This is a genomic window from Rhodococcoides corynebacterioides NBRC 14404 (assembly GCF_001894765.1).
Classification (GTDB): domain Bacteria; phylum Actinomycetota; class Actinomycetes; order Mycobacteriales; family Mycobacteriaceae; genus Rhodococcoides; species Rhodococcoides corynebacterioides.
The window spans coordinates 668,296-693,346 of record NZ_BCWV01000003.1; the positions used below are offsets into that span (position 1 = coordinate 668,296).

Here is a 25,051-nt window from a genome sequence, read left to right on the forward strand (position 1 = left end):
CGACCCGCGAGGGCCGGGGCGTTCGTGACGTAAGGGTGGATCAGGAGTTCAGCCGCTGCTTCAGCGCCTCGAACTCGTCCTTGATGCCGGTGGGGAGCTTCTCGCCGACGAAGTCGAACCACTCCTCGATGAGCGGGATCTCCTGCTTCCACTCGTCGACGTTCACCGCCAGCGCCTCGGCGACGTCGTCCACGGAGACGTCGAGTCCGCTGATGTCGAGCGCGTCGGCCGTCGGCACCACACCGACGGGCGTCTCGACGCCCGCGGCCTTGTGCTCGATGCGCTCGACGATCCACTTCAGCACGCGGGAGTTCTCGCCGAATCCGGGCCACAGGAAGCGCTTGTCGTCGCCGCGGCGGAACCAGTTGACGTAGAACACCTTCGGCAGTTTCGACTCGTCGGCGTTCTTGCCGAGGTCGATCCAGTGCTGGAAGTAGTCACCGACGTTGTAGCCGAGGAACGGCAGCATCGCCATCGGGTCACGACGGATCGCGCCCACGGTGCCCTCGGCCGCGGCGGTCTGCTCCGAGCCCACGGTGGCACCCATGAACACGCCGTGCTGCCAGTCGCGCGCCTCCGTCACCAGCGGGACGGTGGTCTTGCGGCGTCCGCCGAACAGGATGGCCGAGATGGGCACACCCTGCGGGTCGTCCCACTCGGGAGCCATCGACGGGCACTGCGACATCGGCACGCAGTAGCGCGAGTTGGGGTGCGCCGCATTGGTGCCGGACTCCGGCGTCCACTCGTTGCCCAGCCAGTCGGTGAGGTGCTGCGGATCGCCCTCGAGGCCCTCCCACCACACGTCGCCGTCGTCGGTCAGGCCGACGTTGGTGAACACCGCGTTGCCCTGGTCGATCGTCCGCATCGCGTTGGGGTTGGAGTCCCAGTTGGTTCCCGGCGCCACGCCGAAGAAGCCGAACTCGGGGTTGACCGCGTAGAGGCGACCGTCCTTGCCGAAGCGCATCCACGCGATGTCGTCGCCGATGGTCTCGGCGCGCCACCCGGGCACGGTCGGCTGGATCATCGCGAGGTTGGTCTTGCCGCACGCGGACGGGAACGCCGCCGCGATGTAGTAGGCCTTGTCCTCCGGCGAGATCAGCTTGAGGATCAGCATGTGCTCGGCCAGCCAGCCCTCGTCGTGGGCCATGGCCGACGCGATGCGCAGCGAGTAGCACTTCTTGCCCAGGAGCGCGTTGCCGCCGTATCCGGAGCCGTAGCTCCAGATCTCGCGGGTCTCCGGGAAGTGCGAGATGTACTTGGTGTCGTTGCAGGGCCAGGGCACGTCCTGCTCGCCCTCGGCCAGCGGGGCGCCCAGCGAGTGCAGCGCCTTGACGAAGAAGCCGTCCTCACCGAGCTTCTCGAGCACCGCCGAGCCCATGCGCGTCATCACACGCATGGAGACGACGACGTACTCGGAGTCGGTGAGCTCGACACCCAGCTTGGGGTCCTCGGCGTCGAGGGGGCCCATGCAGAACGGAATGACGTACATGGTGCGACCGCGCATGCAGCCGCGGTACAGCTCGGTCATCGTTGACCGCATCTCGTCCGGCGCCATCCAGTTGTTGGTGGGGCCGGCGTCGATCTCGCGCTCGGAACAGATGTAGGTGCGGGACTCGACGCGGGCGACGTCCGACGGATCGGAGTTGCCCAGGAAGGAGTTCGGCTTCTTCTCCGCGTTCAGACGGGTGAAGGTGCCGGCCTCGACGAGCTGGTCGGTGAGCCGCTCCCACTCCTCGTCGGACCCGTCGGCGAACACGATCCGGTCGGGTTCGGTCAGCTCGGCGACCTCGCGTACCCACGCCAGCAGGCCGGCGTGCGTGGTCGGCGGGGTGCCGTCGGTTCCGTCGAGACGCGGAAGAGTCGCGGTCATCTTGTCTCCAATACGCGGGCTGATCCCGGGCGCCCTGCCTCGTTCGGGTTTTGCGAACGCGTCAGCGCAGGGCCACGAGTGTCCTGGACCTAGAGGTTAACGCCGTGATGACACCGGGAGGGCGATCGGGTATGTCCGATCTGTCACAGAACCGATTCAGTAACCTCGACGAAAACCGGGCTATGTCAGGACATTTGACGACCCTTCCGTCACAACGACCCGCGTTCCGTCACCGTCCACACCGCGTCCGCCTCGTCGTGGACGAACCGGACGAAGTCACCGTCGTCCTCGACCGTGGTCACCCGATCCACCGCGCCGTCGCCGTCGAGGTCCGCCGCGATCACCAGGCCGGCCTCACCCGAGGCGAGATCGGCCCGGAACACCATGGTGTCGACCACGCCGTCACCACCCGCGTCGACGGTCGGCTCGAACTCGAACTCGGGCGGACCCGAGTCGTCTCGCCCCGGATCGACCAGTCCGTCGGCCCACTCCATCACTCGCCCCTGTCCGTCATGGGATTCCCCGGTCACGGGTCACCGCGCCCGGGAGGTTGGACGCAGCGGCACTCGACTCGGTTCCCGGCCGCCCGCCGGTCGACTCCGGACCCGGCACCGCGCCGCCGGCAGCCCACTCGTCGAGAGCCCGATCGAGCACGGCGAGGTCCCGCTCGTAGGCCGCGGCGCGGGCCGCCGCGCGCGCCCCCACCCGGCGAATCTCGGTGTCGATTCCCGCGAGCTCGGCCTCGCGCCGCGCCGCGTCCTCGCGCATCGCGGCCGCCGCCCGATCCGCCGCGTCGGCTTCGGCGGTCATGACCGCCACGGCCACGTCGCGCTCCCACGCCGCCGCGGTGTCCGCCACCACCTCCAGGGCCCACCGTCGCTCGGCCCGCGTCCGTCCCGACGTGCGGCGAGACCAGGTCACCACGGCGGTCAGGGCGACGGCCACCGCTGTCCCGAGCACGGCCGCGGCACCGCCCCCGACGCCGAGCGCCCAGGTCAGCGCTCTCCCGGCGCCGGCACCGGCGGACGACGCGAGGACGACGGCGACACCGTCGTCGGCACTCCACCGGACCTCCGGGCGCGGCCGTGCGGTGTCAGTGCGGCCGAATCGGTTCGGCTCCGCGCTCCCGTCGGGCCCGCCGAGCGCCGATCGAACGGCGGCGTCGGTGTCGCGAGCGAGAGTGGCGGACGCGGCGTCGACCAGTGTCGTGACCGCGGCCGCGACACCGGCGTCACCGGCCCGTCGGCGGACCCGCCGTGCATCGACGATCACGTCGGACACCTGCGCGGTCACCGCCCGACGCGCGTCACCGAGGCGGTGAGCCAGCTCCACCCGCACCCGCGCGGCCGCACGCCGCGAGTCCGGGGCGCCGGCGCGGCGGGTCGCCGCGACGCGTCGTCGACGCTCGCGCAGGGCTTCCACCTCGACCGCGGCGGAATCCGTCCGGGCGGTCGACAGGAGGGCCGCACGGGCGGTGCGCAGGAGGCCCGCCCTCCCCGCCACCGTCTCCGTCTCCTGTGCAGTCGTCGTCGCCAGGACGGCCGACAACCCGTCGGGCGTCGCCACCACGACCCGGCGAACGTGGCCCAGCCGGCGCAGCACGTCGCGACGAGTCGCGTCGGCGATTCCCTCGTCGACGACGACCGCGGTCGCGCGTACCGGCACGGCCCGCAGGCCCTCCGCGAGAGTGCGGCCGACCGGAAGCGCGGGATCGGGCAGGACGACGACGGTCCCGGCCGACTCCGACCCGGCGTCGGCGAGCACGCGCCCGGACTCCGCGATCGCCCCACGAATCGGCCCGTCGTCGAGTCCGGGCGCGACCACCAGCACCACCGACCCGTCGTGTCCCGGCCGAGCGGCTCCCGCCGGGCCGTACCGCGCCAGCACGCGCGCCACGTCGGTCGGCCACGGCCCGGTCACGACGCGCCGCGCACGGCGGCGATCGCCGGATCGCGCAGGAAGGTCTCCACCGCGGCGCGGGTGGCCGGTCGGGCCGCCGCGACGGTCTCGAGCTCCGCGCACAAGGCCAGGTCCCGACGCCGACGGGCCGTGGCGCACGCCGCGGTCCACCACCCGACGACGGCCTCTGCGTCCTCGGCACGCACCGCGTCGCACTTCTCGGGACCACCGATCGCGAGATCGGGTCGACCCACGACCACCAGGGTCGGGGCGGAACGCCGAGCGGTGAGAACGGCGCGGTCGGCGTCGGTGAACCCGCGTGCGATGACGTGCAGGAGGACGTCGACGTCGAGCCGCGGATCGGGTAGATCGGGCGCGTCCACGCCGTGCAGCTCGAGGAGCGGGCCCGAGACCCGGTCCGACAGCGCGCGCACGAGCGTGGACTTGCCGGCGCCCGGCCGGCCGGTGACGCCCGTCGTGATCTCGCCGCGGGCGCGGGCGACGGCGGCCGCGACGGCGTCGTCGTCGGTCGTGGCCGTCAACGCCGCGAGAGCGGCGCGCGTCGCCGACTCCGGTTCCTTGGTCATCGTGCCCCCCTCGACCGTCTCCACCCTGTCGCCCGACCCCCCGCCGACCGACAGCGGCGCCATCGTCGCACGCACGACGGGCGTGTGCGGTCGCACGAGCGACGGGTGTGCGCGGTCGCACGAGCGACGGGTGTGCGCGGTCGCACGAGCGACGGGTGTGTGCGGTCGCTGTGACGCCGTCCGAAACGTCACGGTTCCTGCCGGAGTCTCGACCTCGGGTCGAGACCCGACTGGGATCGAGCGTCCGAATGAGGGACACTGGTGGCCATGACAGAACCCCGTGCCCTGGACGAGCGCCCTGTCGGCGACGTCCCGACCGGCGGCTCCCGTCTCTATCCCCGGGTCACCAGTTTCCGGTCGCGGCGCGGCGCGCTGACCGAGCCGCAGCAGGCGTCGTGGGATCGCCTGTGGCCGACGGTCGGCCGTGACGTGGCCGACGAACCGCTGAATGCGGACGCGTGGTTCGGCCGCTCCGCACCCCTGGTCCTCGAGATCGGGTCCGGCACGGGTACGGCGGCGCTCGCCATGGCGGCCGCCGAGCCGCACGTGAATCTGGTGGCCGTCGAGGTCTACCGCCCCGGCATCGCCCAGACGGTGCAGGGCATCGAACGCACGGGGCTCACCAACCTGCGCATTCTGCGCGGTGACGCCGCCGACGTTCTCGAGAACATGGTCGCTCCGCGTTCTCTCACGGCCGTGCGGGTGTTCTTTCCCGATCCGTGGCCCAAGGCGCGACACCACAAGAGGCGCCTGCTCAAGGCATCGACGTTCGCGCTGATCGCGGATCGGCTGCTCCCCGGCGGTGTGCTGCACGTGGCCACCGATCATGCGGACTACGCCGAGTGGATCGCCGAGATCGGTGACGCGGAGTCTGCGCTCACCCGCCTGCCGTTCGACGTCGACACCCGTACCGTCGAGGGGTCGCCCGTCTCGGTCGATCGTCCGGTGACCAAGTTCGAGGACAAGGCCAACCGGGTCGACCGCGCCGTCACCGAGTTCGTCTGGACCCCCAGCGCCTGACCTCCCGCGGCCCGACGCCCGGCCCCCGACTGCCGCAGAGAGCGAGATACCGAGAATGAGCGTGGAATCCCAGATCGTCGACGACGTGCGTGGCGACGGCGCCGCGCTCCCGGCGGGCGGTGATTCTCGCCATACCAAGCGGGTCCTGCTGGTGTGGGACGCGCCGAATCTCGACATGGGTCTCGGCGCCATCCTCGGCGGGCGGCCCACCGCCGCCTACCGTCCTCGCTTCGATGCGCTGGGTCGATGGCTGCTCGGCCGCACGGCCGAACTCTCGGCGCGCGAGAGCGCGACCCTCGAACCCGAGGCCACGGTCTTCACCAACATCGCCCAGGGCAGCGCGGACGTCGTCCGTCCGTGGGTCGAGGCCTTGCGTAACGTGGGTTTCGCGGTCTTCGCGAAGCCGAAGATCGACGAGGACAGCGACGTCGATTCCGACATGCTGGACCACATCGCGCTCCGCTCGCGCGATCACGGTCTCGCCGGCGTGGTGGTGGCGTCCGCCGACGGTCAGGCGTTCCGCGTGCCGTTGGAGGAGATCGCGGCCGCCGGGGTGCCGGTCCAGGTCCTCGGGTTCCGGGAGCACGCCAGCTGGGCCGTCGCGTCCGAGTCCCTCGAGTTCGTCGATCTCGAGGACATCGCCGGCGTGTTCCGTGAACCGCTGCCCCGTGTCAGCCTGGACGCCCTGCCCGACGAGGGTGCGTGGCTCCAGCCGTTCCGTCCGCTGTCCGCCCTGCTCGTCGGGCGTCAAGGAGTGTCCTGAGTGTTCTCGAGATGGGGGGACCTGGTCCACCGGTCACGGTTCACCGTGCTCGGGGTCATGGTGGCGTTCCTGCTCGGTCTCGCCGCGTACGGCGCGAGCCTGAACGACCACCTGAGCCAGAGCGGGTGGGACGATCCGGGGTCGGAGTCCGTGCACGCCGCACGCACCGCGGACGGCACCTTCGGCCGGGACAGCTCCGGTGACGTCGTCGCGCTCTACACCGCTCCCGCGGGCTCGACGGTCGACGATCCGGACTTCACCCGCACCATCGCCGACGCCCAGAACGCGATGGTCGCCGAGCACCCGGACAAGATCGCCAAGATCAACGTCAGCTACTTCCAGCAGCGCCTCCCCGCGCTCGCGTCGCCGGACAAGACGAAGGCGATCGCCACCTTCGCGATCGTCGGTGACAACGACACCGAGCTGACCAACAACTTCCGCGACGTGAAGGACGCCTTCGAGATTCCCGGCGTCGACGTGCAGTTGGCCGGTCTGCAGCCCATCGCGGGCGCCCTGAACGACACCATGGCCGGCGACATCAAGCGCATGGAGCTGCTCGCCATCCCGGTGGTCGGCGTCCTGCTCTTCTTCGTGTTCGGCGGCGTCGTCGCCGCGGCTCTTCCGCTGGTCATCGGTGGTCTCACCGTCGTCGCCGCCAACGGTATGGTGCGGTTCTTCACCAACTTCGTGCCGGTCAACAGCTTCGTCGCGCCCGTGGTGTCGCTGATCGGCCTCGGTCTGGCCATCGACTACGCCCTGTTCATCGTCAGTCGGTTCCGCGAGGAACTCGCCGACGGACGCACGACGGGCCAGGCGGTCCAGCGTTCGGTGATGACGGCGGGTCGGACGGTCGTGTTCTCGGCGACGATGATCGTCGCCAGCCTCGGTGGCCTCCTGCTGTTCCCGCAGGGCTTCCTCAAGTCGGTCGCGTTCGGCGCCATCTCCACCGTCGCGCTCGCCGCGCTGACCGCGATCACGATCCTGCCCGCGATGCTCTCCGTGCTGGGCAAGCGCATCGACATGCTCGGTCTCAAGAGCATGCGCAAGACCAAGACCACCGAGGAGATCGAGTCCGGCCGGTGGGGTCGCCTCACGCGCTGGGTGATGCGCAACCCGATCAAGGTGACCGTCCCGATCGTGCTCGGCCTGCTGCTCATCACCCTGCCCGTCGGGTCGATCAAGTTCGGCGGCATCAACGAGACGTACCTGCCGCCGGACAACCCCACTCGTGTGGCACAGAGCGTCTTCGACGAGAACTTCCCGTCCTACCGCACCGAACCGCTGAAGATCGTGCTCGAGAACGCCGAGGGCCCGCAGCTCGGCGCGGTGCTCCGGGAGGCGTCCAACGCCCCCGGCCTGGTGGAACGCTTCTCCATCGAACGCAACGAGAACGGCGTCGCCGTCCTCAAGGCGGGCCTGGTCGACCGCAACGTCTCGTCCCCCGCCATCGACTACATCCGGTCCATCGACGTTCCCGACGGCGTCCGGCTCTCCGTGGGCGGCACCCCTGCCATCGAGCAGGACTCCATCGCGGCCTTGATCGACCGGCTCCCGCTCATGGCGACGTTGGTGGTCCTGGTGACCACCCTGCTGATGTTCCTCACGTTCGGCTCGTTGGTGCTGCCCCTCAAGGCCATTCTCATGACCACGCTGGGGCTCGGCGCGACACTGGGCTTCCTGACCTTCATCTTCGTCGACGGCGTCGGGTCCGAGCTGCTGAACTTCACCCCCGGGCCGATCATGGCGCCGGTGCTGGTGCTGATCATCGCGATCATCTTCGGCCTGTCCACCGACTACGAGGTGTTCCTGCTCTCCCGCATGGTCGAGGCCCGCGCTCGCGGCGCCAGCACCTCCGAGGCGATCCGCGTGGGCACCTCGCACACCGGCCGCATCATCACGGCGGCCGCGCTCATCCTCATCGTCGTCACCGGCGCGTTCGCGTTCTCCGATCTGGTGATGATGAAGTACATCGCCTACGGCATGATCTTCGCGCTGATCGTGGACGCGACCCTGATCCGGATGTTCCTGGTCCCCGCCACCATGAAGCTGCTCGGCGACGACTGCTGGTGGGCCCCGCAGTGGATGAAGCGACTGCAGGAGAAGCTGGGGCTCGGCGAACCGATTCTCGACGGCGATCGGATGCCCGCCGACGTCCCGGAGGTGGTGGCGATCGGGTCCACCCCGCCGCCCGCGCGCGTGCGCGAGCCGATACGGGCCCGCGAGCCGCTCACTCAGCCGATCCCGCGGACCGTCTCCCCGCCGGCGCGACCGGAACCGGCCAGGCCCGTCCAGGAACGCCCCGTGTCCGACCGTCCGGTGGCCGACCGCCCTGTGGCCGACCGCCCTGTGGCCGACCGCCCGCGGCCCGCACGGATCGAGCCGACTCGGCCGACACCCGCTCGCGCCGACCTGACCGGCGAGGAGTCCCCCGCTCCGGACGCGACTTCTCGGCCGGAGACGCCGCGGCCCATCGAGAGCTGGTTGGCCGAGCTGCGCTCCCCCGCGGTCGAGCGTCGTACTACGGTGCGTCCCGAGCCGTCCTCGCCGGACGAGCACCGGACCGCGTCGAACGGCACCGGCTCGAACGGCACCGGCTCGAACGGCACCGCATCGAACGGCACCGGTTCGAACGGATCGAACGGATCCCGACGCGTCGAGGGTGGTGCCTCCGGTACCGGAAGCACGACGTCCCGAGGCGACGTCGACGACATCGACGCCTGGATCGCGGGCCTGCGGCTCGACCGCCCGGAGACGCCCGCCGAGAACCCGCGAACCACCGACCGGACCTCGGCGTCGGACGACGCCGACCGGCCCGAGGACTCGTCGGCCCCCGAGCCCGCATCCCTCGACGCCCCCGACCCTGACACGGTCACCCCCGAGCCCACCGCCCCCGAGCCGTCGTCCACCGGCGGACGCCGTCGTGCCCGTGAGGCCGACTCCGGAGGCCGCCGGCATGCGGAGGCGGACTCGGGCGGTCGACATCACGGGCAGTCGGGTGCGATCAGTGTGAGCGAGCTGCTGGCGCGTCAGCGGCGGCAGTAGCGTCGATCGCTCCGTCGGTGGGGCTCGCGCCCAACCGCTCGGCGAACACCCGTGCGTAGCGCGTTCCCGCCGCCAGGAGCAGGCCGCCGACCAGCAGGAACGCAACCGCGCGGGTGACCCCGCCGGTAGCGGCCAGGTCGAACAGGAACAGCTTCGCCAGGGCGGCACCCGCCACGGCGAGTCCGGCCGCGAGCAGCGTGCGTGCGTGGGTCGGGCGGGCGAGCCCGCGGGCCAGCAGCGCCACGGCGAGTCCGGTCCACAGGACCGTCCCGACGCCGTGCCCGGCCACCGCGCCCGCCCGTCCGGCAAGCAGGGCACCGCTCACCACGGTCGTGGTGACCGCCGCCGCCAGACCGACCACCGCGAAGCATCCGGCGACGATCACGCGCACCGCGTCGTCACGCAGGACCCGCAGGCCGACGACGCTCCCGGTGACCGCCGTCGCGACCGCGGCGACCGCCCCGACGAGCGCCCAGCCACCGAGCGTGGTGGCGAGGGTGGGCGAAATCGTCGCGTCCAGGGACCACGCATCGGCGTAGCCGGCGACGCCCACCGCGGACAGGGCGACGCCGACGCCGAACAGGGGAAGCGAGCCGACACGGTGCGCGGCGATCATCGTCACGCAGGCCACGGCCATGAGGGCGGGGAACGCGAGATCACCGGGGGTGGCAGCGACGACGGCCACCGTCGCCGCGAGCGCGGTCGGGAGCGCGAAGGCGAAACGCGTCGACGAGGGGCGGTCGCCCTGCAGGAGGAAGTACCCGGTGGTCAGGGCGACTCCGGCCGCGACGGCCGTGGTCACCGGACGGTCGAGGAGGCATGCGGCCGCGAGGAGCGTCCCCGCGGTGCTCACGACGGCGGCCAGCGTCGTCGCGTCGGTCGGGACCCGGCGCAACACCAGCCGGGCCGAGGCCACGGCACCACCGAACGCGGCCAGCGCGACGAGCAGAACCGGCACGCGGGGGGCCTCCGCACCCATCGCGACGGTCGCAGCCGCGGCGGCGAGGGCGAGGACCACCGGCGCCGTACGCACGGCCCGCAGGACCGTCCACGATCGCGTCGCGTCGACCGGCACCGTCGCGAGATGGACGACGACCAGGGCCACCAACAGCGCGGCCGACAGACCGCCGGTGACGACCGGGGCGAGGAGTGCGACCCCGAGAACCACGAGGACGGCGAGCAGTTCGGAGGACCACCGCAGAGCCACGGCGACACCGAGCGCGGCGACCCCGAGTCCGAGAACGATGCCGACCGGAGCGGCCACCCACCCGTACAGGGCGGTGACGGCGGCGACGGAGAGGTACAGACCGGCGAATCCTGCTGCGGCCGAGGCGACGGCGCCGATCCGGCCACCGGGTCGGTCGACCACTCGGAACGCAGCGCCCAGCAGGCCCACCGAGACGGCGACACCGGCCGCGACCCGCAGCGGCGGGCCGAACCACCCGGCGCGGGCGGCGAGAACGACGAGCATCACGACGCCGACGAGGGTGACCGCGGCGCCGGCGATCGCGAGGAGGCGACTGACGACGCCGTCGCGCTGCCACCAGGGAACGGTCGGCGCGGGGGGCGCGCTGCGGGGCGGGGTCGGCGGCCGGTACTGCGGCGGCCCGGCCGGCTGCGGGCGCACGGGCGGCACGGGCGGGCCGGGAACGGCGGGCTGTACGGGCGGCACGGGCTGTGGGGGTGGGGACGGGGCGAGGCGAGCGAGGTCGTGGGCGACGCGGCCGAGACGCTGATGGAGCAGCGCGACCTCGCCGGCCAGTGCCTGGACGGCGCGCGGGTCGGGAGCGTGAGAAGTCATGTTTCGATGCTCGCCCGGTCCGCCGCCACCCGGAATGGGGGAAACTACGCATTCGCCCCCGGCGACTACTCGAGTGACTCGCTCGGGTTTCCGCCACCCTCACCGGTTGCAACCCGTGCAGGTGACCGGAACCTGCGCAGGTGTCGACCTGCTCAGGTTTCCGCCACCCTCACCGGTTGCAACCCGTGCAGGTGACCGGAACCTGCGCAGGTTCGGCCCGGGCGAGTGTCAGCCGAGCATGCGCTTGATGGTGACGCCGAACGGATGCTTGGCCGTCACGGACCCCATGCGGGTCCGCCCCCGGATCTCGAGGTGCAGGGAACTGTCCTCGCGGCGACCGCGCACCTTGTTGTCGGCGCTGCCCGCCACCGCATGCAGGCCGTCCATGTTCACCGACACCCCCTCGGGCACGATGATCGAGACGGAGCTCAGGTAGTCGTCCACGTCGATGACGACGGTCGACGAGTGCACGGTGGCGTCGACGAAGTTCAGCGTCACCGAACCCATGCGGGACCGCACGCGCAGCAGGCGGGGCACCTCCCACGCGCCGGACCGGGTGACCGACGAGAACGTCGCCTTCACCGTGACCTCGTCCGCACCCCCGACTGACGACACCACCGATCCACGCGAGATCGATTCCGGTGCAGTGGATTCCGTGATCCGGATGCCGGGCAGGTCGACCAGGACGGCGTTCAGCTCGCCGCGCGTCTTCGCGGCCAGGGCGGTGTCCATCCGCTCGGTGTACTCGCCGAGGGACAGCATCCCCTGGCCCACGGCCCGCTGCAACAGTTCGCCCACATGGTTCCGTTCGGCGTCGCTCACCCGCAGATCCCTGTCGTCCATGGGGCCAGGGTACCGATCCGTCCCTGTCGCCGGGCCCGTCAGTCGAGCCCCCGCTCGACCGCCCACCGCGTGAGCTCCACCCGGTTGGCCAGGTGCAATTTGCGCAGGGTCGACTGCACGTGGTTCTCCACCGTGCGATGACTGACGTGCAGGCGCTCGCCGATCTGTTTGGCGGTCATGCCTTTCGACACCATCCGCAGCACCTCGGTCTCCCGCGCCGACAGGCTGTGCTCGGGTGGCGGAGCCTCCGGACCGGCGGCCACGCGCCGGTACTCGCCGAGGACGAGCCCCGCCAGCCCCGGGGTGAAGACCGCGTCTCCGTTCGCGGTGGTGCGCACCGCGGCCTCGAGCTCCTCGGCCGACGCACTCTTCACCAGATAGCCTGTGGCACCGGCCTTCACGGCCGCGAGCACGTCGTCACGCTCGCCCGACGCGGACAGCACGAGCACTCGGCTCCGTGGTGACGCGGCGAGCACCGCAGCCGTCGCCGACGCCCCGTCCCCCTCGGCGAGGTTCATGTCCATGAGGACGACGTCGGGGCACGTCGCCGCGGCCCGACGCGCCGCCGCGGACTCTCCGTCGGCCGTTGCCACCACGTCGAATCCCCGCGCGGTGAGGTCGCGCGCGACGCCGTCGCGCCAGAGCGGGTGATCGTCGACCACCATCACCGTGGTCACGGATTCGGTACCGTCAGTTCCCATTCCGTTCCTTCCCCGGGCGCGGCGATCAACTCCGCCCGTCCGCCGAGCGACTCGAGACGACCCACGATCGACGCCGCGACCCCCAGCCTGCCCTCGGCGCGGGCTGCCACCAGCCGCGCCGGGTCGACCCCCGGCCCGTCGTCCCGCACGCCGACCACCACCGTGCCGGCGTCGTCCTCGATCGAGACGTAGATCGCCGCGCCCGGCGCGTGTCGGTGGGCGTTGTCCACGGCAGCCACGACGGCAGCGACCACTTCTCGGCCCACGTCGGCCGCGACCGACACCGGATCGGAGGGTGCCGCGACCGTCACCGTCGGACCCACCGCCGCCCGCACGTCGGTGGTGAGGTCGACGCGCGAGCCGTCGCCGAGGGCGCCGGGGACACGAGAGGCATTGCCGGACAACAGGTCACGCAGCGCGCGTTCCTGTTCGGCCGCGAGGGTGCCGAGTTCGGCAGCGGGGCCGCCGAGCTCACGACCGCGCCGATTGACCAGAGCGAGCACCTGCAACACCCCGTCGTGCACCTCCCGCGCGAGCCGCTCGCGCTCGGCCGTGGCGGCGGCGAGCGCGATCGCCTCGTCGAGTCGGGCCCGCGCGGACCGGGCGATCCGCGCAGCGAGGCCCAGTGCCAGCCCGACCGACACCAGGATGGGTCCGGTGGAGTCGCGCCAGAGGTCGGCGTCGACGGTGCCGCGCACGAGGGCGATCGCGACGGTCATCGTCAGCGCGGAGGCGACGCCGACGCGCGGACCGCCGAGCAGCGCCGCGCCGACGACGGCGCCCGCCACCCAGATCGTCGTGGGGAGCACCTGATGGTCACGTCGCCAGTCGGGACCGGCGACCGCCACCGTCGAGACGATGAGTCCGAGCGTGACGACCTGGTCCGCGACGACGGCTGCCGGACGGACGGACGGAGTGACGGCGGCGACCACGGAGACGCCGGACCAGAGGACCACCACGGCGACGAGGACGTGGGACCAGCGCGTGGCGTCGTACTGCTCGTGCACCACCAGGTGAAATCCCACCGCGTAGATCACGGTGAGCAGCCGGAACACCGCCGCGGCGCGCCAGAGCGGCGCGTCGGCGCCGGCGGGATCAGTCGTCGGTGTCGCCGTCGATCTCACCCTTTCGCAGCTGCGGCGTTCCGGGGACGGGATCGGCGGCGTCGGCGGGGAACATCGGCTGGGACGGGTCGGATTCGGCGATCGCGTCGTACGCCTCCTCGGGGTCGTCGGCGAGCAGCGATCGCACGGCGGTGTTGGCCATCGCGACCAGCGGTACGGCGAGCAGACCGCCGATGATGCCCGCGAAGACGATGCCGGTCGCGATGGCGAGCACCACGGCGAGCGGATGGATGCGGACGGCGCGGCCGAGGAGCAGCGGTTGCAGGACGTGCCCCTCCAGCTGCATGACCGCGACCACGATCGCGAGCGCGATCAGGGCCGTGACCAGGCCCTTGCTCACCAGAGCGACCAGCACGGCGACGAATCCGGTGAGGACCGCTCCGACGATGGGCACGAACGCGCCGATGAAGACGAGGGTGGCCAGCGGCAGCGCGAGCGGTACTCCGAGGACGGCGAGACCGACGCCGATCCCCACCGCGTCCGCGGCCGCGACGACGACGGTGGCCCGCACGTAGCCGACCAGCGAGCCGAACGCCTGGCTCCCGGCGACCCGGATGCGACGTCGCGCCCGCGTCGGTGCGAGCCGGGTGACGAACTCCCAGATCTGCTGGCCGCCGTAGAGGAAGAAGAGCAGGGTGAAGAGCAGCAGCAGCGTCCCCGTCAGGATCTCCCCGATGGTCGCCGCGGTGGTCAGGGCGCCGGAGGTGAGGGCCTCCTGGTTGGACTGCAACGACCGCACGGCGGAGTCGCCCGCGGCGCGGATCTGGTCCTGGCTGAAGTGGAGCGGGCCGTCGGTGAGCCACTGCTGGAGCGAGGTGATGCTGCCCGTCACCTTGTCGGTGAGAGCGGGCAGTCCCTCGATGAACTGCTCGACGACGAAGGTGAGGATGCCGACGAGCAATCCGATGCTGCCGAGGACCGCCACCGCGACGGCCAGCACCCGCGGGATACCGCGGCGGTGCATCCAGTCCACCAGCGGCAGGAGCAGCGCGGAGGCGAGCAGAGCCAGGCCGACGGGCACGATCACGCTCTCGAGTCGCTGCACCACGGCGCCGAGCGCGACCACCCCGGCGAAGAGCACCAGCAATCGCCAGGTCCAGGCCGCACCGACCCGGACCACCGGATGCACGGAAGCTGCCGGGTCGTCCGTCACCGAGCGAGCGTACCCACCGCGGGTGGGTCCGAGCACCGCTTCCGGGGCACCGACACGCGCGATCACCCCGTCCGCGGCACGACGGGTGGTGTCCGGTGTCGGCCCGTCCCGGTAAGTTCCCCTTCGTGCTGGTGCCCGTGCGTGCGGTCGAGAGGACTCTCCGGAGTCGCTGGCCGCTGTACCTGGCATCGATGCTGCTCGCGAATCTGCTGGGCGCGGTCCTGGTCTTCGCCTTCGTGCGGTACGGCCTGCCGATTCCGGAGAACCAGTCGATCGTCGTCGACCGGGTTCGCAACGTCGTCATCTTCGGCGCGTACCTCGTCTTCGCGGCCGTGGTGAGTCTGGTGACCGCGGCGATCATGCTGCGCAGTGTGATGCGGTGGCAGTTGCGCGGCGGCCCGCCCACCCGCGCGGAACAGATGGCGGCCCTGCACGCGCCGCTGCGTCAGGCCATCGTGCATCTGGTCCTGTGGATCATCGGCGGCATCCTCTTCATGGCGCTCACCGCGGCGGAGATGCCGTCGTTGGCCGTCGCGGTGGCCGTCACCGTGGCCATGGCCGCGGCCATCACGTTCGGCTTCACCTACATGCTCGGTGAACGCATCCTGCGGCCGGTCGCGGCGCAGGCACTCAGCGAAGGCCGGTTCGATCGCACCATGACGCCGGGTGTGGGCACCCGCATGGCGATGACCTGGGGTCTCGGCACACTGATCCCGGTCACCGGGATTCTGCTGCTCTGCGCCACGCAGCTCACCACCGATCTGGTGTTCTCCCCCGACGCGCTGGCCATCGCCATCGCGCTGCTGTGCATCCTCGCCATCGTCCAGGCCTTCTGCCTCTCGATGCTGACCGCGAGTCAGATCTCCGATCCCATCCGGCAGCTGCGGCGTGCGATCGAGCGAGTCCAGCGCGGGGACACCGAAGTGCAGGTCGAGGTCTTCGACGGCAGCGAGATCGGCCGCCTGCAGGTCGGGTTCAACCGGATGATGCAGGACTCCTCGGAACGCAAGGTGCTGCGCGAGCTGTTCGGTCAGCACGTCGGCGAGGACGTGGCGCGTCGGGCACTGCAGTTCGGCACCGAACTCGGCGGGGAGACGCGCTTCGTCGCCGTGTTGTTCGTCGACATGGTGGGGTCCACCGCGGCGGCCTCCGAACGCCCGCCGGGCGAGGTGGTCGACCTGCTCAACGATTTCTTCCGCGTCGTCGTCGACGTGGTCGACCGCCATCACGGCTTCGTCAACAAGTTCGTCGGAGACGCCGCTCTCGCCATCTTCGGCGCCCCGTTCGACCGTCCGGACGCGCCGACGGCGGCGCTGTCGGCGGCGCGCGAGCTGCGGTCCGAACTGCACGGCATCGTCGGCCTCGACATCGGTATCGGCGTCTCCGCCGGGCTGGCGGTGGCCGGCAACATCGGGGCGCAGGAACGCTTCGAGTACACGGTGATCGGTGATCCGGTCAACGAGGCGTCGCGCCTGACCGAGCTGGCGAAGTTCCAGCCCAGCCGCGTCCTGGCGTCCACCTCGGCGCTGTACTTCGCCGACGAGGACGAGCAATCGCACTGGGAACTCGGCGAGAAGGTGCAGTTGCGTGGCCGCCGTCGCGCGACACATCTGGCCACTCCCGTCGTCTACCCGGACCCGACCTGACCGGACCCGGGCCACGCCCCCGTTCCGACGGCGGCGCAGGCCGGCCGGTCTCGTTCGTTACGCTGTCCGACGTGGCATCCCCCGAGCACGACGGCCAGGCCGGGGCTTCCCGGTCGGGACGCCACTGGCGGTGGTTGCGGTGGGTGCTCGCCGTCGCGCTGCTCGCACTGCTCGTCGGGGAGGGTGTCTACCTCGCACCGCGTCTGCACGAATCGTGGCGCGCGCTGACGGAGATGCACTGGGGCATCGCCCTCGCGTGCGTGGTCGCCCAGGCCGTGTCGTTGTCGGCGTTCGCTCGGGTGCAGAAGCAGTTGCTCGCCGCGGGTGGCGTTCGGGTGAGCCAGCGGCGGTCCCTGTCGGTGATCTACGCCAGCACCGCCATGTCCGTGACGCTGCCCGCGGGCCAGGTGTTCTCGACCGCCTTCACCTACCGCGAGACACGGCGCTGGGGCGCGAGCCCCGTCGTCGCGTCGTGGCAGTTGGCCATCTCGGGTGTCATCGCCGCGCTCGGACTCGCCCTGCTCGGCGTGTCGGGCGCCCTGCTGGTGGGCGGCAGCGCCAACACCACCACCCTCGTTCTCCCCGTGGCTGGCGTCGTCGCCCTGGTCGTGGCCGTCCGCTACGTGCGTGCCCATCCTCGGTCGATCGTGGCCGTCGGGCGCTGGGGGCTCGCGAAGTACAACGCGATCCGGGGCAACGCCGCGGATGCGGGCCGGGCCCGGCTGGACGCCATCGTCGATCAGGTCACGTCGGTGCGGCTCGGTCCCCGCGACGCCGCGGCTGCCGCCGGATTCTCCGCCGTGCATCGACTCGCCGACGTCGCGTGCCTGGCACTGGCCTGTTTCGCCGTCGGCGCCGACCCGACCATCTACGGCCTGCTGTTGGTGTTCTCCGCCGGGAAGACCGTCGGGTCGATTCCCGGCGCGCCGGGCGGCCTGGTCATCGTCGACGCCACCCTGATCGCCACGTTGACCACCGCGGCGTCCATCAGCGCGTCGCAGGCCGTCGCGGCGGCGCTGGTCTACCGCGTCGTCAGTTTCGTGCTGGTGGCCGTGGTCGGCTGGGTGGTGTTCCTGGCGCTGTTCCGGTCGCACCGCCTCGAGGACGCGCGAACCGAGTTCGAGCAGGAGAGCGAGCGCACCGCCGCCGGGGAATGATGCGGACCGCGGTCCGGTTGTGTACGGTGTTGGTTGAAACCTCAACACACCAGGAGTTCGTCATGACCGCAGCAGTCGCCGTTCCTCAGCTCACCGCCGGTACGTGGGCCATCGACCCCACGCACTCGACCATCGGCTTCACCGTTCGCCACCTCATGGTCAGCAAGGTCCGCGGACGCTTCCAGGACTTCTCCGGCTCGATCACCGTCGACGAGAGCGGCGTCACCGCCATCTCCGCCGACATCGACGTCGCCTCGATCACCACCGACAACGCGCAGCGCGACGGCCACCTCAAGACCGCCGACTTCTTCGAGGTCGAGAAGTTCCCCACCGCCACCTTCCGCTCCACCTCGGTCACGCCGAAGGGCGACGACTACGTCCTCACCGGCGACTTCACGCTCCACGGCGTGACCCAGCAGGTCGAGCTCACCGTCGAGTACAACGGCGTCAACGCGGGCATGGGCAACGGCCCGGTCGCCGGCTTCGAGGCCACCACCACCATCAACCGCCGCGACTTCGGCATCAGCATCGACATGCCCCTCGAGGGCGGCGGCGCCGTGGTCGGCGACAAGATCACGCTGAACCTGGACATCGAGGCCGGACTGCAGGCCTGATCCAGCACGCACCACGTCACCCCCGTCGGTCCCGCCGGCGGGGGTGACGTGCGTTCGACGATCTCTATTCTGGTGCCCATGACCACCGCCACCCGCTCGTCGACGACGCGCGTGCTCGCCCTGGCCGTCGCGCTCGACATCGTGCTCGTGCTCGTCTTCGCCGCCATCGGACGTCGCAGCCACGCCGAGGGCGTCACCGTCGGCGGAACGCTGAGTACGGCCTGGCCGTTCCTGATCGGGCTGGCCGTCGGGTGGGTGGCCACCGTCGCGCTGTACCGGGACAAGCTCGCTCCGCTGCTCGTTCTCCCCACGGGCGTCCTGGTGTGGGTGGCGACAGTGGTGGGCGGCATGGTCGTTCGTCGTCTGATCGGCGAGGGAACGGCGGTCAGCTTCGTCGTCGTGGCGACGGTGACGCTGGCGGTGTTCCTGCTGGGGTGGCGCGCGCTGGTGCGGATCAGAACCAGAGGTACAGAGCGAGCCCGACGCCGCTGAGCGCGATCACCACGCGAAGCGGGCCGGCGGGCACGCGACGCACCAGCCGTGGCCCGACGGCGCCGCCGCCCATCGCGCCGAGCGCCATCGCGCCGGCGGCGAGCCAGTGCACCTCGCCGGAGAACGCGAACAGCACCGCGGCCACGAGGTTGGCCACCCCCAGCAGATAGCTCTTGAGAAGCGCTGCGCGCCAGACCGGTTCGGCCGTGCAGATCAGCGTGAGAGCCATGAAGACGACCCCCGCTCCGGCACCGAAGTAGCCGCCGTAGACGGCCACCGCGAACAGCGACACCGGGTAGGCGACGGGGAACGTCCGAGACCCGGCGAGCAGTCGAATACGCGGTTGGGCGAGGACGGCGGCCGAGGCGACGAGGATGAGGAACGGGACGAGCGTCTCGAACGAGTCTCCCGGCGCGAGCAGCAGAATCGCGGCGCCCGTGAGACCGCCGAGCGCCGCCCACAGCGTGGACCGGAGCAGCGCGCGGCCGCCGCGCGCGAGTTCCTTCGTCGACGACGCCGTGGCACCCACCCCGGCGCCGACGAGGGCAACGGTGTTGGTCACGTTCGCGGCCACCGGACTCAACCCCACCGCCAGGAGCGCGGGATAGGACACGAGCGACGCCAGTCCCGTCACGTACCCGACCAGGCCGGCACCGAATCCCGCCAGGACGAGCAGCAGAACGTTACCGACGGTCACTTCTCGAGCGTAGTGGCGACGCCGTCACTCGCTCGGGGCGGCCATCTCCCGCAGCAGGCGGTTGGTCATCCGCGCGGCGGCGTCGGTGCCGTCCGCGTCCTCGATGTGCACGGCGAAGGCCAGGTCGCCGCGTGTGCCGAGGAACCAGCGGCCGTCGTCGCCGTCACCGGAGAGGCCGATCACGGCGGGGTCGGCGATGCCGGCCTTCCGCGCGTCGTCGGCCAGCGTTCGACGGAGTCCGCTCAGCACGTCTCCCGGGACGGGAGACCCGGCCGAGGACACCGTCGCCGGACGACCGTCGACCACGAAGGGCACCGGGGCGGATCCGCGGGCCACCGTCGCAGCCATCTGCGCGAGGCCGAACGGGGTGACCGCGAAGTCGCCGGCCTGCTCGCGCGAGGAGGACAGGGAGGCGCCGCGGATCTGGTCGACGGCGGTACGCCCGTCCGGCAACGTCGCGGTCACCGTCTCGAGCCCGGCCAGGTCGTAGGACACACCGAGGCCGAATTGTCGTGCGGCGTCGGCGAAGTCGATGCCCTGACGGTCCGCCGAGGCCGCGACGACGTCGCGCACCGCGTCGGCCGGATGCAGTGCGGTGAAGGCAGGCGTGCCCTGATCGTTGGCGTAGCTGTTCTGCGCGGCGGCCACGACGGCGCCACTGGACGGCCGCGTGACGACGATCGACGCCGGCGTCCCCACGCTCACCACCGCGTTCAGCGCCGCGAGCTGCAGTGCGGGATCCACCGACGACGTCAGGTCCGGGGTGCCGGGCCCCTGATACCCGGCCAGCTGCGTCGTCTCACCGTCGGCGTCGGTGGCCTGCACGGCCCAGCCCGCCGTGGCGTCGCGGTCGGCTTGCCAGACGGAGCGCAGGGCGTCGAGCACCGGGGAGTTGAGTCGCCGGTCATTCGCGATCAGCTTCGGCTCGGCGTAGAGGACCACGCCGGGGATCGCGCGCAAGTCGTCCTCGAGCACGGCGTAGTCGTCGGCACGCAGGTTCACCGCGGTGATCACGGCTCCGGGTGCCGCGGCGGCGTCGGCGAGCAACGACTCGGCGGTGATGAGTGGGGCGACCACATCGATGACGTCGGCGAGGCGGGCTGCACTGCCGGCGAGATCGGACGTGGCGGCGGGATCGAGGCGAACCGAGGCGACGTTCTGCGCGCTCATCATGACCGCACCCGAGGCGTCCAGCACGCGGGGCGCGGGCGCATCGGTGCGGGTGTAGCGGACGGTCTCGCCGGCGCCGGTGTGCGGCATGACCACCGTCGGGTCCCAGGCGATGCGCCAGCCGACGCCGAGCTTCTTCGCCGTTCCCTGCGTGCTGACGTGCCAGGTGCGGTCGTCCCCGGGACGGGGAGCGCCGAACGACCACGACGTATCCACGGTGAAGAACCCGGAGGAATCGTCGAGGCCGATGTACTGCGACACACGGCGGGTGGCGACGCCCGGCCCCATCGCGTCGAACATCTCCTCGAGGGTATGGGCCGCGGCGTTGGGGTAGGACGTCAGCGCGGCGGCCGCGGCCACGTCGCGCTGGTCGAGGGCGGCGACGAAGCGGTCCACCAGGACGGCGGCCTCGCTGCGCGGCTTGTGCACCACGAACGAGGCGATCGTCGCGAGCGAGATGAACACTGCGAGCAGCGCGACGACGAACCGGGGACGCAGAGCCATGTCCCAATCATCACACCAGTCACACGAGTAACACAGCACGGTGAGCGCTCGGAGCGGTCACGGTTCGGTCACCGGTCCCCGTCGGACCGACTCAGCGCAGGTACCGCCCGGCGGCCGCCAGAGCGGGCGCGGAGGAGTCGCCGCCCGCGACGAAGACCGCGAACGCGAGATCCCCGCGGATCCCGACGAACCAGCCGTGCGCCGGACCACCGGCGACCTCCGCCGTCCCCGTCTTGCCGAGCAGACCGTCGAGGTCGCGCAGCTCCGACGCCGTGCCGCTCTGGACGGTCTCGCGCATCATCGCGCGAATCTCCTCGGTGACCTGAGCGGGAGCCGACTGCGGCGTGCTGTCCGCCACCCCCGGTCGCCCGACGATCATGACCGGCGAGGGAGTGCTCCCGTCGGCGATCGACGCGGCCACGAGGGCCATCCCGAACGGCGACGCCGTCACGGCACCCTGCCCGATCGCGGACTCGACTCGCTCGGCCGGCGTGGTGGCCGGGGGAACGCTGCCGGTCACGGTGGTCAGTCCCGGTGTCACGTAGTCGACGCCGAGGCCGAACTGCGCTGCGGCATCACGCAGCGCGGTGTCCGGCAGCCCCACGGCGAGCTGTCCCATCGTGGTGTTGCAGGAGCGGGCGAACGCGGTGGTGAGCGGCACGGACCCGAGGTCGAAGTTGTCGTCGTTGGGGATGGTGCGGCCCTCGATGTTCGCCGATCCGGGGCACGGGACCACGGTGTCGGGCGTGACCTCGCCCGCCTGCAGAGCGGCCGAGGTGGTCACCGTCTTGAACGTCGATCCCGGCGGGTAGAGCCCGGTGAGGGCGAGGGGGCCCTGCGCGTCCGCGGCGGCGTTCTGCGCCACCGCCACGACGTCCCCGGTCGACGGGCGCAGGGCGACGATCGCCGCGGCGTTCGGCAGCGCGGTCAGGGCGTTCTCGGCCTTGAGCTGCTGCAACGTGTCGAGCGACACGCGAATGTCGTCTCCCGTCGTGGCGTCCTCACCGGTCAGCCGCTGGGTCGGTGCGCCGTCCGGTCCGACGAGTTGCACGGCCCAGCCGGCGGTCGCGTCCTGCTGCTCCTGCCACACGGCGGCCACGTCGTTCAGCGCCGGGGAGGCGAGTGCGCGGTTCTCCGTCAGCAACCGGGTCTGCTTCGACAGGGTCACGCCGGGGATCGCGGCGAGCAGCGACTCGATGGGCGCGATGTCCTCCTCGCGCAGGGTCACCGCCGTCACCGGGGATCCACCAGCCGTCGCCAAAGAGTCCCCCAGCGACTCCGCGGTGACGGTGGGCGCGAAGGGCGACACCAACGCGGCGACGGCCCCGGCGTTCGCCGACGCGTCGAGGTTCACCAGCGTCACCACCTGCTGCGACATGAGCGGGGCGCCCGAGGCGTCGAGCACGCGGGGAACGCGGTCCGCAGCGAGCGTCGTGTAGCGCACCGTGGTGTCGGGGGTCAGTCCGGCCACCACGGTGCCGGGGTTCCAGGTCACCTGCAGGCCGGCGCCGCGGTCGGCAACCGACCCCTCCGTGGTGTAGGTCCACACCCGTTCGGTGGCGGTGGGGGCGGCCGTGGTGGTGGTCGTCGCGGGTGCGGCCGCACTGCTCGACGCCTCGGACTCCGGCGGGTCGGCGTCCGCCGGCGTGAACGACCAGGACGCCGAGAGCGTGAACGTCTGCTGGTCCTCGTCGGTCCGGGAGACCGTGAAGCGCGGAGTGGCGGTGACGTCGCCGACGCCCCCGAGTCCGGCGTAGATGCCGTCCAGCGCCGTGGTGGCGGCGGCCGGGTCCGAGGTGATCTCGGCCGCCGCCGCGACGTTCTGCGTGCTCAGCGCCTCGGCGAACCGATCGGCGAGCGACCTGACCTGCGACGGCGGCTCGCCGGAGCACGCCGACGCCACCAGGGCGAGGGCCAGGAGGGCGGCGCCGAACGACGCCGAACGACGGACCGGGTGACGAGTGATCGCGGCAGGCACGTGCTGATAGTGCCCCACGGGTCCGACGGTCACACGCTGTCGCGCGCTGCGCTGCCCGATCCGCGTGAATTCCAGCGATCCGCGCGCGCTGCAACACCGGCGAATCACTGGACCGCGCGCGGATCGGGGCGGGCTCGCGAGGCGCTCGTCCCGTAATTACCTTGACGGCCCGTCGGCGCCGTCCCTACCCTCGACGTCGACCGTGTTCCCGAACGAACGGACAGCATCGAGTGATCACCTCGCAGTAGTGCGGATCCCACCGACGAATGATCGCGGTGGCCACGTCACTCCTCTCGAGGTTCCTCCGTGTCCCGATCCCTCTCGTCCGACTCGTCGTCGGTCGTCGTCACCGACCTCACGTATTCCTTTCCCGACGGGCGCACCGTCGTCGACGGCCTGTCCGCCACGTTCCCGGTCGGCACCACCGGCCTGGTGGGAACCAACGGATCCGGCAAATCGACCCTGCTGCAGTTGATCGCGGGTCTCCGGACTCCGTCGTCCGGCTCCGTCACCGTCCGCGGCACCCTCGGCTACGTCCCGCAGCGGCCCGACGCGGGGACGTCGCCGACGGTGGCCGACCGGCTCGGCATCGCCGACGTCCGCGCCGCCCTGGCCCGCATCGAACACGGATCCACCCGGCCGTCGGACTTCGACGTCGTCGGTGCCGACTGGGACGTCGAGGAGCGCAGCCTGGCCACGTTGAGCTCCGTCGGTCTCGACGTGAACACCAGCGGCACAGCGTATCTCGATCGTCCCGTCGACACGTTGTCCGGCGGGGAGGCGACCCAGTTGGCGGTGGCCGCGCAGATGCTGCGTCGCCCCGACGTGCTGCTGCTCGACGAGCCGACCAACAATCTGGACGGCCGCGCGCGCGAGGCCCTGCGCCGTGCCATCGCCGCCCGCGGAGGCACCGTGATCGTCGTCAGCCACGACGTCGCGTTGCTCGAGACGATGGACCGTATCGCCGAGATGCGATCGGTCCGTGAGCAACCGGCCTCGATCACGCTGTTCGGCGGGAACTTCTCGCACTACCGCGCCACCGTCGAGGCCGAGCAGGAGGCCGCCCTGGCCGCGACGCGTTCAGCCGAGCAGGACGTGCGTCGGCAGCACCGTGACCTGCAGGACGCCCGCACCACGATCGATCGGCGACGGAAGATGGGCGACAAGGCCGACCGGGAGAAGCGGGTGCCCAGGATCGTGGCCCACAACCGCCGGAGCGCCGCGCAGGAATCCGCGGCGCGCTATCGGCTGGGGCACGAAAAACGGTTGTCCGAGTCGCGCGAGCGGCTCGACGACGCGCGGGACGCGATTCGCGACGACGCGGAGATCGTGGTCGACCTGCCCGGCACCGAGGTGCACTCGGATCGCACGGTCGTCGACACGGGAGACATCGAGATCGATTGTGGCGGTCGGTTTCCCGGACGCACGGTCCGACTGACCGTCATCGGACCGGAACGCGTCGCGGTGACCGGGGACAACGGCGCCGGGAAGACGACGCTGCTCCGGGCGCTGCGGCCCGACGTGCCCTCGGCGTACCTGACGCAAAGTCGCGACGATCTGGACGACGGGCTGTCCGTCGTGGAGAACGTCACGGCCGTCGCGCCCACCGCGACCGTCACGGAGATCCGAACGCGGTTGGCCCGGTTCCTCTTCCGCGGTCGCCGGGCGGAGGCCGCGGTCCGCACTCTCTCGGGCGGCGAACGGGTGCGGGCCGCCCTGGCCACCCTGCTGTTGACCGAGCCCCCACCGCAGCTGTTGGTCCTCGACGAGCCGACGAACGATCTCGACCTCGCGTCGCGTGAGCAACTGGTCTCGGCGCTGCGCTCGTTCCGCGGGGCGCTGATCGTGGTGAGTCACGACGTCGACTTCCTGGAGCGGCTGGGGGTGACGCGGCGCCTCCACTTGTCGACGGAGGGGCTTGCCCCGACCTGATACACGGAGGGGCTTGCCCCGACCTGATACACGGAGGGGCTGCTGCAGGCCTGAGAGA

20 protein-coding genes are annotated in these 25,051 nt (G+C 71.5%); 8 read left to right on the plus strand and 12 right to left on the minus strand.

The features are described 5' to 3' along the window. Nucleotides 1-40: 40 nt before the first annotated feature. The 4 genes from RC2_RS08465 to RC2_RS08480 form a co-directional block, all read right to left on the minus strand. A complete protein-coding gene (locus tag RC2_RS08465; protein WP_068145209.1) occupies nt 41-1,870 on the minus strand; it encodes a phosphoenolpyruvate carboxykinase (GTP) in 1,830 nt (609 codons plus the stop codon). Nucleotides 1,871-2,079: 209 nt separating this feature from the next. After that, nucleotides 2,080-2,364 (minus strand): DUF6802 family protein, encoded by a 285-nt coding sequence (locus RC2_RS08470; RefSeq protein WP_068145211.1) that lies wholly within the window; start codon nt 2,362-2,364, stop codon nt 2,080-2,082. Nucleotides 2,365-2,380: 16 nt separating this feature from the next. Next, nucleotides 2,381-3,790: a hypothetical protein gene (locus tag RC2_RS08475; RefSeq protein WP_068145213.1), complete on the minus strand. Its 1,410-nt coding sequence runs from the start codon at nt 3,788-3,790 to the stop codon at nt 2,381-2,383. Further along, on the minus strand, nt 3,787-4,356 hold the full coding sequence (locus tag RC2_RS08480) for a hypothetical protein (protein WP_139277320.1): 570 nt from the start codon (nt 4,354-4,356) through the stop codon (nt 3,787-3,789). The genes RC2_RS08475 and RC2_RS08480 overlap by 4 nt, the downstream gene beginning before the upstream one ends. Before the next feature lie 267 nt (nt 4,357-4,623). On the opposite strand from RC2_RS08480, the gene trmB reads away from it, so the two are divergent. Genes trmB through RC2_RS08495 form a run of 3 tightly spaced genes read left to right on the plus strand, consistent with a single transcriptional unit; the run spans nt 4,624 to nt 9,181 of the window. After that, nucleotides 4,624-5,376: a tRNA (guanosine(46)-N7)-methyltransferase TrmB gene (trmB, locus tag RC2_RS08485; RefSeq protein WP_068145219.1), complete on the plus strand. Its 753-nt coding sequence runs from the start codon at nt 4,624-4,626 to the stop codon at nt 5,374-5,376. Between the two features lie 55 nt (nt 5,377-5,431). Continuing rightward, a complete protein-coding gene (locus tag RC2_RS08490; RefSeq protein ID WP_068145222.1) occupies nt 5,432-6,139 on the plus strand; it encodes an NYN domain-containing protein in 708 nt (235 codons plus the stop codon). Next, a complete protein-coding gene (locus tag RC2_RS08495) occupies nt 6,140-9,181 on the plus strand; it encodes an MMPL family transporter (RefSeq protein ID WP_072681278.1) in 3,042 nt (1,013 codons plus the stop codon). On the opposite strand, the gene RC2_RS08500 is transcribed toward RC2_RS08495, so the two are convergent. The 5 genes from RC2_RS08500 to RC2_RS08520 all read right to left on the minus strand — a co-directional run bounded on the left by RC2_RS08500 (nt 9,141) and on the right by RC2_RS08520 (nt 14,803). Further along, a complete protein-coding gene (locus RC2_RS08500) occupies nt 9,141-10,982 on the minus strand; it encodes a DUF2339 domain-containing protein (RefSeq protein WP_068144533.1) in 1,842 nt (613 codons plus the stop codon). The two genes, RC2_RS08495 and RC2_RS08500, sit on opposite strands and share 41 nt — an antisense overlap. A gap of 228 nt (nt 10,983-11,210) precedes the next feature. Then, the gene (locus RC2_RS08505; RefSeq protein WP_068144535.1) at nt 11,211-11,825 is read right to left on the minus strand and encodes a DUF1707 SHOCT-like domain-containing protein; all 615 of its coding nucleotides are present in this window, start codon (nt 11,823-11,825) and stop codon (nt 11,211-11,213) included. 38 nt (nt 11,826-11,863) lie between these two features. Further along, complete coding sequence (locus RC2_RS08510; protein ID WP_068144537.1) at nt 11,864-12,526, minus strand: response regulator; 663 nt, start codon at nt 12,524-12,526, stop codon at nt 11,864-11,866. Next, nucleotides 12,499-13,650, minus strand: a complete 1,152-nt coding sequence (gene macS / locus RC2_RS08515; RefSeq protein ID WP_082895322.1) for a MacS family sensor histidine kinase — start codon at nt 13,648-13,650, stop codon at nt 12,499-12,501. Before macS ends, RC2_RS08510 begins: the two co-directional genes overlap by 28 nt. After that, nucleotides 13,622-14,803 (minus strand): AI-2E family transporter, encoded by a 1,182-nt coding sequence (locus tag RC2_RS08520; protein ID WP_245811021.1) that lies wholly within the window; start codon nt 14,801-14,803, stop codon nt 13,622-13,624. Before RC2_RS08520 ends, macS begins: the two co-directional genes overlap by 29 nt. Nucleotides 14,804-14,985: 182 nt before the next feature. Here RC2_RS08520 and RC2_RS08525 point away from each other — a divergent pair, with 182 nt between their 5' ends. The 4 genes from RC2_RS08525 (at nt 14,986) to RC2_RS08540 (ending at nt 18,712) form a co-directional block, all read left to right on the plus strand. Then, a complete protein-coding gene (locus RC2_RS08525) occupies nt 14,986-16,449 on the plus strand; it encodes an adenylate/guanylate cyclase domain-containing protein (protein WP_068144645.1) in 1,464 nt (487 codons plus the stop codon). Between the two features lie 71 nt (nt 16,450-16,520). Beyond that, nucleotides 16,521-17,606: a lysylphosphatidylglycerol synthase transmembrane domain-containing protein gene (locus RC2_RS08530; protein ID WP_068144541.1), complete on the plus strand. Its 1,086-nt coding sequence runs from the start codon at nt 16,521-16,523 to the stop codon at nt 17,604-17,606. 62 nt (nt 17,607-17,668) lie between these two features. Beyond that, nucleotides 17,669-18,220, plus strand: coding sequence for a YceI family protein (locus RC2_RS08535; protein ID WP_068144544.1), 552 nt, complete (start codon nt 17,669-17,671; stop codon nt 18,218-18,220). Between the two features lie 78 nt (nt 18,221-18,298). Then, complete coding sequence (locus RC2_RS08540; RefSeq protein ID WP_068144547.1) at nt 18,299-18,712, plus strand: DUF3054 domain-containing protein; 414 nt, start codon at nt 18,299-18,301, stop codon at nt 18,710-18,712. Here the strand turns inward: RC2_RS08540 and RC2_RS08545 are convergent. From RC2_RS08545 to RC2_RS08555, 3 genes are all read right to left on the minus strand, one after another. Next, nucleotides 18,675-19,409 carry a sulfite exporter TauE/SafE family protein gene (locus tag RC2_RS08545; protein ID WP_068144550.1) on the minus strand — a complete coding sequence of 245 codons (735 nt, stop codon included), beginning with the start codon at nt 19,407-19,409 and terminating at the stop codon, nt 18,675-18,677. The genes RC2_RS08540 and RC2_RS08545 overlap by 38 nt on opposite strands. 24 nt (nt 19,410-19,433) lie before the next feature. Continuing rightward, on the minus strand, nt 19,434-21,083 hold the full coding sequence (locus RC2_RS08550; protein ID WP_068144553.1) for a hypothetical protein: 1,650 nt from the start codon (nt 21,081-21,083) through the stop codon (nt 19,434-19,436). A 91-nt stretch (nt 21,084-21,174) separates the two neighbouring features. Further along, a complete protein-coding gene (locus RC2_RS08555) occupies nt 21,175-23,061 on the minus strand; it encodes a penicillin-binding transpeptidase domain-containing protein (protein WP_371829119.1) in 1,887 nt (628 codons plus the stop codon). A 306-nt stretch (nt 23,062-23,367) separates the two neighbouring features. Between RC2_RS08555 and RC2_RS08560 the strand changes: the two genes are divergently transcribed. Further along, entirely contained in the window at nt 23,368-24,993 is a 1,626-nt protein-coding gene (locus RC2_RS08560; RefSeq protein WP_068144556.1) for an ABC-F family ATP-binding cassette domain-containing protein, read from the plus strand. Nucleotides 24,994-25,051 lie beyond the last annotated feature (58 nt).